Origin of the sequence: Mycobacterium sp. 3519A (genome assembly GCF_900240945.1) — a bacterium.
In the GTDB taxonomy this organism is placed as follows: domain Bacteria; phylum Actinomycetota; class Actinomycetes; order Mycobacteriales; family Mycobacteriaceae; genus Mycobacterium.
Genome location: NZ_OESG01000013.1, coordinates 2,123,013 through 2,139,620 on the forward strand (window position 1 = coordinate 2,123,013; position 16,608 = coordinate 2,139,620).

At 65.9% G+C, this 16,608-nt stretch carries 14 protein-coding genes; 7 read left to right on the forward strand and 7 right to left on the reverse strand.

What is annotated here, in order from left to right; genetic code table 11:
• The first annotated feature begins 8 nt into the window (after positions 1-8).
• Complete coding sequence (locus tag C1A30_RS18155) at positions 9-2,117, forward strand: catalase (protein WP_369974135.1); 2,109 nt, start codon at positions 9-11, stop codon at positions 2,115-2,117.
• 4 nt (positions 2,118-2,121) lie between these two features.
• Positions 2,122-2,601 (forward strand): MSMEG_6728 family protein, encoded by a 480-nt coding sequence (locus C1A30_RS18160; protein WP_101949568.1) that lies wholly within the window; start codon positions 2,122-2,124, stop codon positions 2,599-2,601.
• 1 nt (position 2,602) lies between these two features.
• Here C1A30_RS18160 and C1A30_RS18165 read toward each other — a convergent pair whose 3' ends face one another.
• A complete protein-coding gene (locus C1A30_RS18165) occupies positions 2,603-2,893 on the reverse strand; it encodes a DUF4242 domain-containing protein (RefSeq protein WP_101949569.1) in 291 nt (96 codons plus the stop codon).
• 161 nt (positions 2,894-3,054) lie between these two features.
• On the opposite strand from C1A30_RS18165, the gene C1A30_RS18170 reads away from it, so the two are divergent.
• The gene (locus tag C1A30_RS18170; protein WP_101949570.1) at positions 3,055-5,637 is read left to right on the forward strand and encodes a helix-turn-helix transcriptional regulator; all 2,583 of its coding nucleotides are present in this window, start codon (positions 3,055-3,057) and stop codon (positions 5,635-5,637) included.
• Here C1A30_RS18170 and C1A30_RS18175 read toward each other — a convergent pair.
• From C1A30_RS18175 to C1A30_RS18190, 4 genes are read right to left on the reverse strand one after another with little or no spacing between them, the layout of a single operon-like run.
• Positions 5,634-6,110 carry an Lrp/AsnC family transcriptional regulator gene (locus tag C1A30_RS18175; protein ID WP_101949571.1) on the reverse strand — a complete coding sequence of 159 codons (477 nt, stop codon included), beginning with the start codon at positions 6,108-6,110 and terminating at the stop codon, positions 5,634-5,636. The genes C1A30_RS18170 and C1A30_RS18175 overlap by 4 nt on opposite strands.
• A gap of 58 nt (positions 6,111-6,168) precedes the next feature.
• Complete coding sequence (locus C1A30_RS18180) at positions 6,169-6,633, reverse strand: hypothetical protein (RefSeq protein ID WP_101949572.1); 465 nt, start codon at positions 6,631-6,633, stop codon at positions 6,169-6,171.
• 56 nt (positions 6,634-6,689) lie between these two features.
• A complete protein-coding gene (locus tag C1A30_RS18185) occupies positions 6,690-7,982 on the reverse strand; it encodes an SLC13 family permease (protein ID WP_101949573.1) in 1,293 nt (430 codons plus the stop codon).
• A gap of 4 nt (positions 7,983-7,986) precedes the next feature.
• Positions 7,987-8,430: a CBS domain-containing protein gene (locus C1A30_RS18190; protein WP_101949574.1), complete on the reverse strand. Its 444-nt coding sequence runs from the start codon at positions 8,428-8,430 to the stop codon at positions 7,987-7,989.
• A gap of 285 nt (positions 8,431-8,715) precedes the next feature.
• Here C1A30_RS18190 and nhaA point away from each other — a divergent pair, with 285 nt between their 5' ends.
• Positions 8,716-9,993, forward strand: coding sequence for a Na+/H+ antiporter NhaA (gene nhaA / locus C1A30_RS18195; RefSeq protein ID WP_101949575.1), 1,278 nt, complete (start codon positions 8,716-8,718; stop codon positions 9,991-9,993).
• Positions 9,994-10,021: 28 nt separating this feature from the next.
• Positions 10,022-11,935: a 1-deoxy-D-xylulose-5-phosphate synthase gene (dxs, locus tag C1A30_RS18200; protein ID WP_101949576.1), complete on the forward strand. Its 1,914-nt coding sequence runs from the start codon at positions 10,022-10,024 to the stop codon at positions 11,933-11,935.
• A gap of 48 nt (positions 11,936-11,983) precedes the next feature.
• Here dxs and C1A30_RS18205 read toward each other — a convergent pair whose 3' ends face one another.
• Entirely contained in the window at positions 11,984-13,237 is a 1,254-nt protein-coding gene (locus tag C1A30_RS18205; RefSeq protein ID WP_235009817.1) for an IS30 family transposase, read from the reverse strand.
• A 109-nt stretch (positions 13,238-13,346) separates the two neighbouring features.
• Here C1A30_RS18205 and C1A30_RS18210 point away from each other — a divergent pair, with 109 nt between their 5' ends.
• Positions 13,347-14,246: an alpha/beta fold hydrolase gene (locus C1A30_RS18210; protein ID WP_101949577.1), complete on the forward strand. Its 900-nt coding sequence runs from the start codon at positions 13,347-13,349 to the stop codon at positions 14,244-14,246.
• A 29-nt stretch (positions 14,247-14,275) separates the two neighbouring features.
• On the opposite strand, the gene C1A30_RS18215 is transcribed toward C1A30_RS18210, so the two are convergent.
• A complete protein-coding gene (locus C1A30_RS18215) occupies positions 14,276-15,436 on the reverse strand; it encodes an NAD-dependent formate dehydrogenase (protein WP_101950290.1) in 1,161 nt (386 codons plus the stop codon).
• Between the two features lie 199 nt (positions 15,437-15,635).
• Here C1A30_RS18215 and C1A30_RS18220 point away from each other — a divergent pair, with 199 nt between their 5' ends.
• Complete coding sequence (locus C1A30_RS18220; protein ID WP_101949578.1) at positions 15,636-16,538, forward strand: LysR family transcriptional regulator; 903 nt, start codon at positions 15,636-15,638, stop codon at positions 16,536-16,538.
• Positions 16,539-16,608: the final 70 nt, after the last annotated feature.

Sequence of the window (16,608 nt, forward strand, 5' to 3'; positions counted from 1 at the left end):
GCCCCGTCATGGTGGACAACGGGCAAAACGCTAAGCAAGAACAACTCGACGGCGTACGCGTCAGCCGGGAGACGGGCTACCTGACTACCCAGCAGGGGGTTCGGGTGGACCACACCGACGACTCACTGACCGTCGGCGAACGCGGCCCCACTCTGCTGGAGGACTTTCACGCCCGCGAGAAGATGACCCATTTCGACCACGAGCGCATCCCTGAACGGGTCGTTCACGCCCGCGGAGCGGGTGCCTACGGCTACTTCGAACCGTACGACGATTCGCTCGCCGAGCACACCGCGGCGAGGTTTTTGACCACGCCGGGTAAGCAGACGCCGGTGTTCGTCAGGTTCTCGACGGTGGCCGGGTCTCGCGGGTCGGCCGACACGGTCCGTGATGTGCGCGGGTTCGCGACGAAGTTCTACACCGAGCAGGGCAATTACGACCTCGTCGGCAACAACTTCCCGGTGTTCTTCATCCAGGACGGCATCAAGTTCCCCGATTTCGTGCATGCGGTCAAACCGGAGCCGCACAACGAGATTCCACAGGCGCAGTCGGCCCACGACACGCTGTGGGACTTCGTCTCGCTGCAGCCGGAGACGCTGCACACGATCATGTGGCTGATGTCGGACCGGGCGCTGCCGCGCAGCTATCGGATGATGCAGGGCTTCGGGGTGCACACCTTCCGTTTCGTCAACGACAAGGGCGAAGGCACGTTCGTCAAGTTCCATTGGAAACCGAAACTCGGTGTGCATTCCCTTGTTTGGGACGAATGTCAGAAGGTCGCAGGCAAGGATCCCGACTTCAATCGGCGTGATCTGTGGGAGGCGATCGAGTCCGGCGACTTCCCAGAGTGGGAACTGGGCGTCCAGTTGGTTCCCGAAAGTGACGAGTTCAACTTCGACTTCGATCTGCTGGACGCGACGAAACTCATTCCGGAAGAACTGGTTCCGGTTCGACCGGTGGGCAAGATGGTGCTCAACCGCAACCCGCAGAATTTCTTCGCAGAAACCGAGCAGGTCGCCTTCCACACCGCCAACGTGGTGCCCGGTATCGACTTCACCAACGACCCCCTGCTGCAGTTCCGCAACTTCTCCTATTTGGACACGCAGCTGATCCGGCTCGGCGGGCCGAATTTCGCGCAGTTGCCGGTCAACCGGCCGCTCGCTGATGTCCGCAACAACCAGCAGGACGGCTACGGCCAGCATGCAATACCGCAGGGCAGGAGTAGTTACTTCCCCAACACGCTGGGCGGCGGCTGCCCGGCGCTGGCCGACGAGGGCGTGTTCCGGCACTACACCGAGAAGGTCGACGGCCACAAGATCCGCCAGCGCGCCAAGAGCTTCACCGACCACTACAGCCAGGCGCGGATGTTCTGGAAGAGCATGTCGCCGGTCGAGGCCAAGCACATCGTCGCCGCGTACGCATTCGAACTGGGCAAGGTCGAGACGCCCGAGATCCGCGCCAGGGTGGTCGACCAGCTCAACCTGGTCGACCATGAACTGGCGAGCGGCGTCGCGGCCAAGCTCGGACTGCCCGCACCGGCCGAGGAGCCGGTCGACGACAAGATGCCCGCATCGCCTGCGCTTTCGCAGCTGAACACCGCCACCGACAGCGTCGAAACCCGCAAGGTCGCGGTGCTGGCGGCAGACGGCGTCGACGCGAAAGGCGTCGAACGACTGACCAGGGCACTCGAACAGCGGGGCGCGGTGGTCGAGGTCTTGGCCCCGGTCGCCGGCGGAACGTTGACGGGTGGATCGGGCGGCGAGGTGGCCGTCGACCGCGCCATCACCACCATGTCGTCGGTGCTCTACGACGCGGTGGTGGTGCCGTGCGGTCCGCAGTCGGTGGAAACGCTGTCCGGCGACGGCTACGCGATGCATTTCATCACCGAGGCTTACAAACATCTCAAGGCCGTCGCCGCTTTCGGCTCAGGGGTGGATCTGCTGCGCAACCTCGGCATCGCTGAGCACCTGGCCGACGACACCGACATTGTCGTGTCCACCGGCGTCGTGTCGACCGCGGCGGCCGCCGACGACCTCACCGACGAGTTCGCCGACGCGTTCGCAACCGAACTCGCCAAGCATCGCGCATGGGACCGGGAGACCGACCCGGTGCCTGCCTGAGGTCATGCAGACTTTCTTGCCGTACGCCGAATTCACTGCGACGGCAAGGGTGCTCGACAACCGCCGCCTCGGTAAGCAGCGGGTGGAGACCATCCAAGTGGTCCGCGCGCTGACGGTGGCCGGGTACGGCTGGCGGCATCACCCCGCCGCGGCGATGTGGGCCGGATACGAAGAGGCGCTGGTCCGCTACGGGCTCGACATCTGCGCGGTGTGGTGCGAACTCGGCAACGCCGACACCTGTGCGACGACGCTGCTCGCCGACCTGACGCGTGGCACCGGAGTTTCGGCGCCACGCGATCAGGCGGCGTTGGGGGCCGCGGGGGAACTGCCGCCGTGGCTGGGTGATCACGCCTTCCACCGCAGTCACCAATCGGCGCTGCTGCGGAAGGATCCGGCCCACTACCGGCCGGTCTTCGGTGACGTGCCCGACGATCTGCCGTATGTGTGGCCGGCATCCGACCGGCCACGACGCATACCGCTGTAGATCAGTGCGTGCTGACGATCCGCTCAGCCGTGTGCGGGCCGAACTCGTTGGCCACCTCGGTGACCGAGTTGGCCGGAAACCCGCCGCGGCGGGCATGCTCCCGGATGGTGTCCTCGTCCTCGGCTTCGTGTACGCAGTAGATCTTGTCGCCTGCCACATAGCTGGTGATCCAGCGATACGGCACGCCGAGCGATGCCACGACGTCGTTGGACTTCGCGGCAATGCCCGCCAACTGCTCTTCGGTCAGCTCGCTGGCTCCGGGGATCTGCCGCTCGATCAGAAAGCGCTTCATCGTTGTCTCCTGTCTTGATCGACGTTCCGCGACCATGCGCCGCGGCTGAGACAACGTTCGGCCACCCCGGCCGCCCGGGCATGGGGGGAAGTTACCCATCTTTGCGGAGACGGGTATATTCGCTGCTCAGAGCGGCGCTCGCCCCGTTAGCATCGGTCACTGTGAAGCTCATCGAGCGCACCGACGAACTCGGCAGGGTGCAAGCCAGGGCCGACTACGCGCGTGCGGGGCGCGGCGGGATGTTGATCGTCAGCGGGGAGTCCGGTGCGGGCAAGACGTCGTTCGTCGAATCGTTCGTCGACGGGTGGATCCGTGACGAACGTCTGCTGTGGGGCGTCTGCGATCCGCTGCCGACCCCGCGTCCCCTCGGCCCCATCCACGACCTGTCACCCGCGCTGGCGCCCGCCAGCAGGGAGCTTCTCGAACACAGCGATGCGCCCTACGACATCTTCTCCGCGTTGCACGACGACTTGTGCACCGCGCCTTCGATTTTCGTGCTCGACGACCTGCAGTGGGCCGACCAGGGCACCATCGACCTGTTGCGGTTCGTGCTGCGCAGAATCGCGCAGACCCGCTCGCTGATCATCGGGATCATTCGCGACGACGAGGTAGGGGCCAACCATCGCATGCGCGAACTGCTCGGCGACGTGGCCCGGTCGCCGCGCGCCGAATCTTTGACCATCCCGCCGCTGTCCCTGCAGGCCGTCGAATCCCTCGTCGGCGAGCGCAGCGTCGATCCGGCATGGCTGCACGACATCACCGGGGGCAACGCGTTCTTCGTGTGCGAGATGCTCGAACACCACGGCGACGACCTGCCGACCACCGTGCGCGACGCGGTGCTCGCGCGCACCTCCGGGCTGGACCCCTCGGCGTGGGATCTGCTGAACCTGCTGACCTGCTCGCCGGGCGTCATCCCGGACTATCTGCTGGTCGATCTGGGCGTCACGCTGCCTGCCTCGCGGGCGCTGGCCGAGGCGGGCCTGATCCGCAGGAGCCCGCGCGGCGTCGCCTTCCGCCACGACCTGTGCCGACTCGCGATCCGCAGCGTGATCCCGGCCGGTGCCGAACCGCGACTGCATCGCCGGTTGATCGACGCCTACGAGGCCACCGGTCACGTCGACCCTGCGGTGTTGACCCACCACGCGCTCGGCGCGGGCGACATCGACAGGATCCGGCGGTACGCCGGAGAAGCGGGCACCACGGCGGCGCGCTCGGGCGCCCACAGCCAGTCGACCGAGTTCTTCACGATCGCGCTCGAGCGGGGCGGCCCGTTGCAGCCGCAGGCCGAGGCGGAATTGCTCGAGCAGCTTGCGTGGGAGTACTACCTGACCGACCGGCTGGCCGACGCGATCTCCTCATGTCACCGTGCGATGCGGATCCGCCAGGTGTTGGGCCAGCCCGCCGCGGTCAGCGCCAACCACCACTCGCTGGCCGTCTACCAGTGGTACAACGCCGACCGCGGGCAAGCGGAAGGCCATGCCAGCCAAGCGATGTCGGTGCTGCACCCAGACGCCGACGACGCCACGCAGCTGGTGCAGCTTGGCCACGCGTTCGCGATGCAGGCGTACCTCGCCGTGCAGGCGACCGAACTGGACCGGGCCAAGGCGTTGGTCGCGCGCGCCCGCGAAGTCGCCGACAAGACCGGCGATACCGATTTGGGGATCCGCGTCCGGCTGATCGATAACTACGCGGTGCTGCTCAATGGCGACGAGACCGGGCGCGACGAAATCATGGCGATCCTCAATTCGGCGCCCACGCACATCGACGAGTTGTATTCCGGTGGCTGGAGCAACATCACCTACTTCGACGTGGAGCAGCGCAGGCTCGACGTCGCCGCCGAACTGCTCGATGTCAGCATCCCGCTGATGCACGAACACGACCTCCCGATCTGTCGGGTGTGGCAGATGGGTTCGCGCGCACGGCTTCAACTGATGGTGGGGGACTGGGACGACGCGGCGGCCGACGCCGCGCGGCTGCTGGAGTTTCCGAGTGCCCCGCTGGCCAGGACGTGGCCGTCGCTGATCCGCGCGGTGGTGGACATGCGCAAGGCTGGGACCGCAGGCCCCTTACTCGACGACGCGTGGACGCTGGCGTGCCGGTTCGCCGAGCCGATCCGGATGTTGCCCGTCGCCGCCGCGATCGTCGAAAAGTCCTGGCTCACAGGAGAACCCGACGAGCGTATCGCCCAGTGTCGCGAGTTACTGTTGGGCGGGCCGGTCACCGGGTTGGAATGGTCGCGCGGTGAGTTGGCGGTCTGGTTGCGACGGCTGGGCGACGACGTCGACGTCGTCGGGGTGGCCGAACCGTATCGACTGCTGCTGGACGGGGCCTACGAGGCCGCGGCCGACGGCTTCCATCGTCGTTCGATGCCGTACGACGCCGCGCTCGCGCTGGTCGACTCCGGCGACGCTGCCCATGCGTCGCGCGCGTTGGACATCCTGGATCGGCTCGGCGCCGACGCGGTGGCCGGGAAAGTGCGCCGCGCCCTGCGGTCGAGGGGCATTTCGGTGGTGCCCGCCCGTCGGCGCGCGACGACGCTGGCCAACCCCGCCGGGTTGACCACCCGCCAGACCGAGGTGCTGCGTCTGCTCGACGACGGCCTGACCAACGCCGAACTCGCGGAACGGCTGTATCTGTCGGTCAAGACCGTCGACCATCACGTGTCGGCGATTCTGACGAAACTGGACGTCACGAAGCGCCGAGACGCGGTGCGGAAAGCGCGTGAATTAGGCCTGCTGGCCTAACGTGTGCCCCAGTTGTATTGCTGCTTCAGTGTCTTCAGGTAGACCAGGGTTTCGGCGAGATAGACGCCTGGCAGTGTGCGGATCTCGGTGTTGAGGATGTCCAGTAGCTCCGCGTCGTCTTCGCAGACCACCTCGACCACTACGTCGAATCGGCCCGCGGTCACCACGACGTAGTCGATGGCGTCGACCTCGGTGAGCTTTTCGGCGACCTGCAGGCTGTCACCGGAGCAGCAGATGCCGATCATGGCCTCGCGTCCGAAGCCGAGTTCCGTCGGGTCGGTGACCGCGACGATCTGCATCACGCCGCCGTTCATCAGGCGCTGCACCCGCTGCCGGACCGCGCCCTCGGAGATGCCGATCTCCTCGGCGATGGCCGAGTAGGAGCGCCGCCCGTCTTGCTGCAGCGCGCTGATGATGGCCTTCGAGACGTCGTCCAGCGGTGGCCGTTGGGCCGCATCGCCGATATCAGCCATGGCTCCGATTGTGCACGGCCGCCGCGGGTTCGGCGGCTATTCGGATCTGCTCGTGTCGCTAGGACCCGGCGAAGTGCCGCTGCAGACGGCGGTGCCGGTGGCCGAACAATGCTCGGAGCCCCGCTGCGACGATCGGCGTGGCAGGGCGAAGCGGCACCCGCAACTGGAAGGTAATACGGTCGTGCACAACGGTTTTCGATGTTCCGTCGGGATCCACGGAGCGCTGGTGACGCCACTGACGCATGCTCAGCATCGTCGACTGCTCGTCGAAGCTGCGGCCCGGCTGCAGTTCTGCGATGGTCAACCGGTCGTAGTCGAACGGCAGCACGCCGAACAACCGCAGCCAGGCCCGTCCGATCGGGACGCCGACCGGCACGTTGTCGACAGTGAGGCCGTCGGCTGCGCGCGGCATCGTCATGGTCATCCACGGTCGCACCTCGTCGTTGATGCCCTCTGGCGTGACCACCCGCGCCCAGACCTGGTCGGCCGGCGCGTCGATCACGCTCCGCCGTTCGATGATCATGACAGTTCACGGTAGCCCGCCGGATTGGGTCGCGGGGCGCTACGTCGCGCGCGCAATCAGCCGAAGACGAAGTACCGCAGCCAGAGATAGAGCGCTGAAAGCACAATGGACACCATCGTGATCAACGCGCCCTTGCGGGTGAACTCCCAGAAGGAGATCGGATAATCTGCGCGACGGGCGATTCCAAGCATCACGACGTTGGCGCTCGCCCCGACCGCGGTGAGGTTGCCGCCGAAGTCCGCCCCGAGGGCCAGCGCCCACCACAGCGCGTGGGGGTGCGCCATGTCAGGCATGCTGGCCGCCAACTCGCTGACGATCGGCGTCATCGTCGCGGTGAAGGGGATGTTGTCGATCACCCCGGACACCGGTGCGGAGACGCCGAGAATCAACATCACCGTCAGTAGCCCGTTTCCCTGCGTGATCTCGGTTGCCGACCGTGCCAGTTCGTCGACGACGCCGGTCTTCACCAGCGCGCCGACCATCACGAACAGTCCGACGAAGAACAGCAGCGTCTCCCACTCCACGCCCGCGAGATAGTCGCGTCGCTCCAAGCCTGAGATCAAAATCAGAATGCCCGCACCCAGCAAGGCGACGATCGACGGCGCGATGTGAAACACCGAATGGCCGATGAACGCGGTGAAGACGAGCGCGAGGACGACGCCGCTCTTGATCAGCAGCCGTGGGTCACGGATGGCTTCCCGTTCCACCAGTGACATCACGTCGGCCGCGCGGGCGGGGTCGACGTCGAACGAACCACGGAACACGATCGGCAGCAAAGCGATGAACGCAATGATGACGATGATGACGATCGGCGTCATGTGGACGAGAAAGTCGTTGAACGTCAAACCTGCTCGACTCGCGATGATGATGTTCGGAGGATCGCCCACCAAGGTCGAGGCGCCACCGATGTTCGACGCGAGAACCTCTGCGATCAGGAAGGGCACCGGGTTGATGGCGAGGCGGTCACACACCAGCAGCGTGACGGGAGCGATCAACAAGATCGTTGTCACGTTGTCCAACAACGCCGATGCGAACGAGGTGACCAACACCAGCAGGATCATGATCCGCAGCGGCGAACCCTTTGCGCGTTTGGCCGCCCAGATCGCCACGTATTCGAAGACCCCGGTCTGCCGCAGCACGCTGACGATGATCATCATGCCGAAGAGCAAAAAGATGACGTCCCAGTCGATCCCGGTCTCGTGCGAATAGAAAACGTCCTCGGACTCGACGATGCCGAGAGCCACGATGATGCCGGCACCGAAGAGCGCGACCAATGTCTTGTTGATGCGGTCGCTGGCAATCAGCGCGTACGCGACCACGAAGACGGCGATCGCGATGACAGTCGTCAATGGACTAGTGCCTCAACGCCGCGTCCAGCAGACGTGACGCGGTGACGACCCCGTGCAACTCGCCATCCTTCATCACAGCAACCAGTGGACTCTTGTAACGCGCCATGATCGCGGCGACTTCGATGATCGTGTCATCCGCGTTCGCGGGAGGCACGTCGGTGAGGTGTTCAGGCAGAACATCGGCGACCGTCTTGTTGCCGAGCTTGTCCGCGGCGCGATCGGCCACCGATTCGTTGATCACGCCGGCCAGCGACGGGTCGTCCTGAACGTAGGTGGGCACGATGAACCGCACCACCTGCGACGCCGGTAGCACGGCAAAGGGATGCCCGGACTCATCGGTGACCAGGATCCCCGGCAGACGGTGCTCGGCGAGCATGCGCGCCGCCTCTAACGCGTTGGAGTCGACGGTTACCACCGGGAAGTCCTCGGCCATGTCCTCGGCGTGCATATCAGCACCTTACGACCGTGCACAACGGCGCCGGAGATGCGTTCACGGAAGCCCTTTCGCGAGTTGGACAACTACTTGCCGACCAGACTTCCCGGCGCACCGAACAGAAATGTACCGGGGTGCCGAACGAAATCAACAGCAATTTGAACCTGGTAGGTTGGGCTCTGGGTGTGCCGGGAAGCCTGGTCGGCGTTTTGTCTTCGATAGCCGACCCCGGAGCATGCCTGTGAACACCTCCTTTAGACCCGCCGACTTCGCCTGCACGGCAATGAATTTCGCGGCGCGATGAGTACTCCGCTTCGATTGCTGACACGCGGCTCGTGGTCGGAAACGCAACGGTTTTCCGAGATACTTCGCAAGGAGACCGTCGGTGGCACGCTGCTGCTTGTCGCGGCGGGTGCCGCGCTGGTGTGGGCGAACTCGCCGTGGGCCAGCGCCTACCGCACCGTGTCGGAATTCGCGATCGGGCCGCAATCCCTACATCTGCGCCTCTCCGTTTCGGCGTGGGCGGCCGACGGGCTGCTCGCCATCTTCTTCTTCGTCGTCGGGCTCGAACTCAAGCGCGAGTTCGTCGCGGGCGATCTGCGCGATCCGCGCCGCGCCGCACTGCCGATCGCTGCTGCCATCGGCGGCATGGTGGTGCCCGCCGCGATCTTCATCGCCATCACCCTGGTGGCAGGCGAGCCCGAGCACCTCGACGGCTGGGCGGTGCCGATCGCCACTGATATCGCGTTCGCGCTCGCGGTGCTCGCGGTCCTGTCGACACACCTACCCACCGCGCTGCGGACCTTCCTGCTGACCCTCGCTGTCGTCGACGACCTGCTGGCCATCACCGTCATCGCCGTCTTCTACACCGACCATCTGGCGGTCGGCCCCCTGGCGCTGGCGCTGGTGCCGATCGCCCTGTTCGGGCTGGCCGTGCAGCGCGGTTTCGGGCGGTGGTGGCTGCTGGTGCCGCTGGCCGTGGCGGCCTGGACCCTGGTGCACGCCAGCGGCGTGCACGCGACGGTCGCGGGCGTGATCCTCGGTTTCACCGTCCCGGTGCTCGGCGACAACGGTCGCGCGGAGAAGTTCGAGCACCAATTGCGACCGCTGTCCGCGGCCGTCGCCGTGCCCGTGTTCGCCTTCTTCGCCGCGGGGGTGACGGTCGGCGGCTGGTCCGGCCTTGGCGGCTCGCTGCTGCATCCGGTCACTGACGGTGTGATCGCCGGCCTGGTGATCGGTAAGCCGCTCGGGGTGTTCGGCACGGCGTGGCTGCTGGCCAGATTCACGCACGCGGCGCTCGACGAGGATCTGGCATGGCGGGACGTGCTCGGCGTGTCGCTGCTCGCGGGCATCGGCTTCACCGTGTCGCTGCTGATCGGTGAACTGGCGTTCGGTCACGGCACCCCCGCGGGCGACGATGTCAAGATCGGGGTGCTGGCCGGGTCCGTCGTCGCAGGTGCGCTGGCGGCGGTCGTGTTGTTGAGTCGCAACGCGGCCTACCGGCGTATCGAGGCGATCGAGACTGCGGACACCGACCACGACGGCGTGCCCGACATCTACCAGTCTCGATACGACTGAGCCACTGACCCGTGGCTACACTGGCCTAATGCTTGAACAGATCCGCGGCCCCGCTGATCTGCAGCACCTCTCCCAGTCGCAGTTGAGCGATCTGGCGCAGGAAATCCGCGAATTTCTGATCCATAAGGTCGCTGCAACCGGTGGGCATCTCGGTCCGAACCTCGGTGTGGTGGAACTCACCCTCGCCCTGCATCGCGTGTTCGACTCGCCGCACGATCCGATCATCTTCGACACCGGCCACCAGTCCTACGTGCACAAGATGCTGACGGGCCGCAGCCACGACTTCGACTCACTGCGCAAGAAGGGCGGCCTGTCCGGTTACCCGTCGCGCAGCGAGAGCGAGCACGACTGGGTGGAATCCAGCCACGCCAGTGCGTCGCTGTCCTACGCCGACGGCCTTGCCAAGGCCTTCGAGCTGTCCGGGCACCGCAACCGGCACGTGGTCGCTGTGGTCGGCGACGGCGCGCTGACCGGCGGCATGTGCTGGGAGGCGCTGAACAATATCGCCGCGGCCAGGCGGCCCGTCGTGATCGTCGTCAACGACAACGGCCGCAGCTATGCGCCGACCATCGGCGGTTTCGCCGAGCACCTGGCCGGGCTGCGGCTGCAACCGGGCTACGAGAAGGTGCTCGACGAGGGCAAGCGCGCGCTGCGCGGGGTGCCGCTCGTCGGTGAGCTCTGCTACCAGTGCCTGCACAGCGTGAAGGCGGGCATCAAGGACGCGCTGTCGCCGCAGGTGATGTTCACCGACCTCGGCCTGAAGTACGTCGGCCCCATCGACGGCCACGACGAGCACGCGGTCGAGACCGCGCTGCGCCAGGCACGCAACTTCAAGGCGCCGGTGATCGTGCACGTGGTCACCCGCAAGGGCATGGGCTATCCGCCCGCTGAGAACGACGAAGCCGACCAGATGCACTCGTGCGGCGTGATCGACCCGGAGACCGGGCTGGCCACCTCCGTGCCGGGGCCCGGGTGGACGTCGGCGTTCTCCGATGCGCTGATCGGCTACGCCAGTCGGCGACGTGACGTGGTGGCGATCACCGCCGCGATGCCAGGGCCGACTGGCCTGACGTCGTTCCGGCAGCGGTTCCCGGACCGGTTCTTCGACGTCGGCATCGCCGAGCAGCACGCGATGACGTCGGCGGCGGGTCTGGCCATGGGCGGGATGCACCCGGTGGTCGCCATCTACTCGACGTTCCTGAACCGGGCATTCGACCAGGTGATGATGGACGTCGCGCTACACAAGCTGCCGGTCACCATGGTGCTGGACCGCTCCGGGGTCACCGGCCCCGACGGCGCCAGCCACAACGGCATGTGGGACCTGTCGATGCTGGGCATCGTGCCGGGCATGCGGGTGGCCGCGCCGCGTGACGGCGCGCGGCTACGCGAGGAGCTCGGCGAGGCGCTGGACGTCGACGACGGTCCCACCGCCATCCGGTTCCCGAAAGGCGATGTCGGCGAAGACATTCCGGCGCTCGAGCGGCGCGACGGCGTCGACGTGTTGGCGCTGCCCGCGGACGGGATGTCGGACGACGTGCTGCTGGTCGCGGTCGGCCCGTTCGCGGCGATGGCGTTGGCGGTCGCCGAGCGACTGCGCAACCAGGGCATCGGCGTGACGGTCGTCGACCCGCGGTGGGTGCTGCCGGTGCCGGAGGCTCTCGGCGAGTTGGCCCGCGGGCACAAGCTCGTGGTCACCGTCGAGGACAACGGCGTCGCGGGCGGCGTCGGCGCGGCGGTGTCGGGTGCGCTGCGGCGCGCGGAGATCGACGTCCCGTGCCGCGACCTCGGCTTGCCGCAGCAGTTCTTCGACCAGGCGTCGCGCGGTGAGGTGCTGGCCGATGTCGGCCTGACCGATGCCAACATCGCCCGCCGGATCACCGGTTGGGTGGCGGCGCTGGGAACCCGCGCGGCAGAGCCCGCGGTCAGCGAGCACCTCGACTAGCTTTCGGTCGCCCAGTGGCCAGTTATCACACGGATTTCGCTGGCGGTTTCACGCTGTGATTGCAACAGCGGGTGGTTTTGACGGGTTTGAGAGTAGTTCGTCGAGGGTTTCGGCTGGGGTCTTCCAGCTCAGGGTTTGCCGGGGCCGGTTGTTGAGCTTGGCGGCGACGTAGTCCAGATAGTCTGCCGGGAAGATCGACAAGTCGGTGCCTTTAGCAAAGTATTGGCGCAGCAGTCCGTTGGTGTTCTCGTTGGTCCCGCGCTGCCATGGTGAGTGCGGATCACAGAAGTAGATATCTAATTCCGTCGCTGCGGCGATAGCGGCGTGATTGGCCATCTCTTTGCCTTGATCCCAGGTCAGTGTCTTACGCAGAATCGCCGGCAGCTGAGCCATTTTCGCGACGATGGCCTCTTGCACTGCCAGGGCACCGTGGTCGTCAGGCAGATGCAGCAGCAGCACGAACCGAGTCATGCGTTCGACCACGGTGCCGATCGCCGAACCCGATGCGGTGCTACCCATGATCAGGTCGCCTTCCCAGTGGCCGGGTACGGCACGGTCTTCGACCTCCGGTGGACGCTCGCTGATGTTGACCATGTCGCGGATTTGCCCTCGGCGCTGGTTACCGCGTCGTTGAGGCTTGCGCAACGCCCGCCCAGTGCGTAGACATTTGTGCAGCTCACGGCGCAGATTTCCTTTACCCTGCACGTAGATCGACTGATAGATGGTCTCGTGGGACACCCGCATCTCCGCATCGTCGGGAAATTCGATCGGCAGCCGGTTGGCGATCTGTTGAGGACTGTGGTCGTCTAGCAGCCGATTCTGCACCTCAAGGTGCAACCGTTCATTGGTGGCCAGCTTGCGCGGTTTCGGGCGTCGAGCCCGCGCGTGAGCACGCGCCTGTGCGACGCCGGCCCGATACCTCGGCGTGGCATCCCAGCCGCCGTGCCGTTGCGCCCCGAACCGGTACCGCGAACGATATCGTCCACGGCAGAACGCGTTTCGGTCGATCTCACGCATGACCGTCGAGGCCGGGCGGCCCAGCCGCCTGCCGATCTGCCGAATGCTTTCCCCTCTGGCAATGCCGTCTTGAATTTCGTTACGTTCGTCTTCGCCCAGCCGCGACCACTTCCGCACACCGGTCTCATCAGGAAATTTGGGTCTCACCCCGCCAGCATCGGCAAACCAGCGCCAGCCGGTGCGCACCGACACACCGACTGCCTGCGCCGCCTCCACCACCGACGTGCCATCGCCGACATGACCCCAGAACTGACGACCAACACAGGCATAACGCGACGGACGCATCAACAACTCCTCAGCTAGGAGCCGTTGCAATCACCCCTTGAACCTGAGGCTTGTTCGCGTGACATAACTGGCCACTGAGCGACGCTGGGACCCTAGGTGGGCTGCGCAGATGGATGCTGAGCTCGAACGCTGGAAGTCCGGTGGACAGTACTTCGACTATCTGGGTTTCGACATCTTCTACCGGACGGCGGGCCAGGGCCCGCATCTGCTGCTCATCCACGGCTATCCGTTCAACACGTGGGACTGGGCGCCGTTGTGGGACAGGCTGACCGAGCGTTTCACCGTCGTCGCTCCGGACATGCTCGGCATGGGCTTCTCGGCCAAACCCGTCGCCTACGGGTACACGGTGCACGACCACGCCGACATGCACGAGGCGCTGTTGGCGCACCTGGGCGTCGGCTCGGCCCATGTGCTGGCTCACGACCTCGGCGACTCCGTCGGCCAGGAACTGCTGGCCCGTCAGCAGTTCGACGAGCGCGCCTACGGTGCGCTGCAGATCGAATCGATCACCTGGCTCAACGGCGGCCTGTTCAACGAGGCGTATACGCCCCGGTTGATGCAGAAGCTGATGTCGCGAACACCGTTGGGCGACATCCTGAGTCCGCTGCAGGGCAGTCAGCTGTCGCGGCGTCTGATCGAGCCGACGATCAACGAGATGTTCGGCCCCAACACCAAACCGACGCGGCGGATGCTCGACCTGTTCCACGAAATACTGGAGTACAACGACGGAAAACGCGTGCTGCACAAGGTCGGTCGGTTCGTCACCGACCGCTACGCCCACCGCAATCGGTGGGTGCGCGCGATGCGGGAGACGGCGGTGCCGATGCGGTTGATCGACGGCCCCGTCGACCCGAACTCGGGCAGGCACATGGCGCAGCGCTACCTCGAGGTCATCCCCAATCCTGACGTCGTCATGCTCGACGACACGATCGGGCACTGGCCGCAGATCGAGGCGCCCGATGCGGTGTGGGAGGCGTTCGTGACGCACATCGATCGCGTCACCTCGTAGCGCGAGCAGGGCCCAGCTCGCCGTCGAAGTCAGGCGGTCGCCGTGTACGAGCGCGCCCCGACACCGGCCAGCGCGCCGCCGTCGACGATCAGGTACTCGTCGCGGATCGGCCGACCGGTGAAGTAGCTCTCCAGGATCTCGCGGGTACCCGCCGCATACCGGGTCTGCGCGGACAACGACGACCCCGAGATGTGCGGCGTCATGCCGTGATGGGGCATCGAGCGCCACGGGTGGTCCGCCGGTGCCGGCTGCGGGAACCACACGTCGCCCGCATAGCCCGCGAGTTGGCCACTTTGCAGCGCGCGCACGATGGCGTCGCGGTCGCATATCAGCGCCCGCGCGGTGTTGATCAGGTACGCGCCGCGTTTCATCGTGCCGATCAGTTCGTCGTTGAACAGGCCACGCGTCTCCGGATGCAGCGGCGCGTTGATGGTCACGACGTCGAGGTGCGGCACCATGTCGCGGACCGTCGGGTGGTAGGTCAGGTTCAGCTCGGCCTCGACCTCGGCGGGCAACCGGTGCTTGTCGAAGTAGTGCAGGTGCACATCGAACGGGGCGAGTCGGCGCAGCACCGCCAGCCCGATCCGGCCCGCCGCGACGGTGCCGACGTGCATGCCCTCCAGGTCGTACGAGCGCTGCACACAGTCGGCGATGTTCCAGCCCCCGTCGAGGACCCATTTGTACGACGGCAGGTAGTTGCGCACCTGCGACAGGATCATCATCACGACGTGCTCGGCGACGCTGATGCTGTTGGAGAACGTGACCTCGGCGACCGAGATGCCTGCCTTGATCGCGGCGTCCAGGTCGACATGGTCTGAGCCGATGCCCGCGGTTATTGCGAGTTTGAGCTTCGGTGCCCGCGCGATCCGCTCCTCGGTGAGGTAGGCCGGCCAAAAAGGTTGGGAGATCACAATTTCCGCGTCCGCCAGATGCTGGTCGAATTCGGAGTTCTTGCGGTCCTTGTCGGAGGTGACGACCAACTCGTGGCCGAGGTCTTCCAGGTAGCGCCGCAAGCCGAGTTCGCCGGACACGCTGCCCAGCAGCGTGCCTGGCGTGAAGTCGATCGCCGATGGTGTCGGCAGCGACTGTCCGTCGGGATATGCGTCGAGGTGGGGAAGTCCGTCACGGGGGAAGCTGGTCGGGTAGCCGTCGACGGGATCGTCGTAGAGCACGCACACCACTTTGGCCATTGGTCGATTACCTTTCTTGAAGATGCTGCTGAGTGCGATGCGGCCACGCAACCGCGCGGCCGCGAAATAGCCGTGTCGACAACCATTTTCGATGTTCACTGGCGACGATGCTGACGCTAACAACGGGATAGCGGTGCAGACAATAGCCTGGTGTTTGCCATCTGACATGGTGTGATAGGCGAGCGCTATCATTGCACCCGTGCACGGTGAGGTGTCGATCCAACAACTCGAATATCTGGTGGCGCTCGCGCGCGAGCGGCATTTCGGCCGCGCGGCAGCGGCCTGCCACGTGAGCCAGCCGACGTTGTCCGTCGCGATCCGCAAGCTCGAGCACGAATTGGACGTCGTGATCGTGTTGCGTGGACAGCGCTTTGAGGGCTTCACCGCCGAGGGGCAGCGGGTGATCACCTGGGCGCATCGGATCCTGGCCGAACGAAGCGAGTTGCTGGCGGACATCGAGCGGATGCGCGGCGGCTTGACCGCGACGGCCAGGATCGGCGCGGTCCCCACGTCGGTGCCCGCCAGTCCGTTGGTGACCGGGCGGTTCCTGCAACGGTATCCGGGTGCGACGGTGCAGGTGGAGTCGATGCCGTCGCGGGAGATCGCCCGGCGACTGGGGGAGTTCGAGTTGGATGCGGGCCTCTCCTACCTGGACTCCGAAACACCACCTGGCACAAGGCATGTCGAGTTGTACCGGGAGCGCTACGTATTGGTGGCGCCCGCGACGCATCCGTTGATGGAACAGGACGAGGTGCGCTGGTCGGAAGCGGCGGACCTACCGCTGTGCGCGCTCACGCCGTCGATGCGCAACCGTCGGATCATCGACGCAAACATGGCTGCCGACGGCGTTCAGTTCCGCCCAGTGGTGGAGGCGGACACGGTGGCGGCGATCTATGCGCACCTGAAAACCCTGCAATTGGGCAGCGTGGTCGCACACACCTGGCTGGACGCGTTCGTACTGCCGGAGGGGCTGGCGCAGCGGCCGATGGTTGCTCGTCAACCGGGGCCTGCCGTCGGCCTGATCGTGCTCGACCGTGAGCCCAATTCCCTGGTGGCCGAAGCGCTTTTCGCCGCGGCGACGGAAGCGGGCGCCACCTCCTAGTGCGCACTTCCTAGCGCGAGCAGACGCAAAGTGTCCCATTTTCTCGGCGTGTCGGGTCACTTTGCGTCTG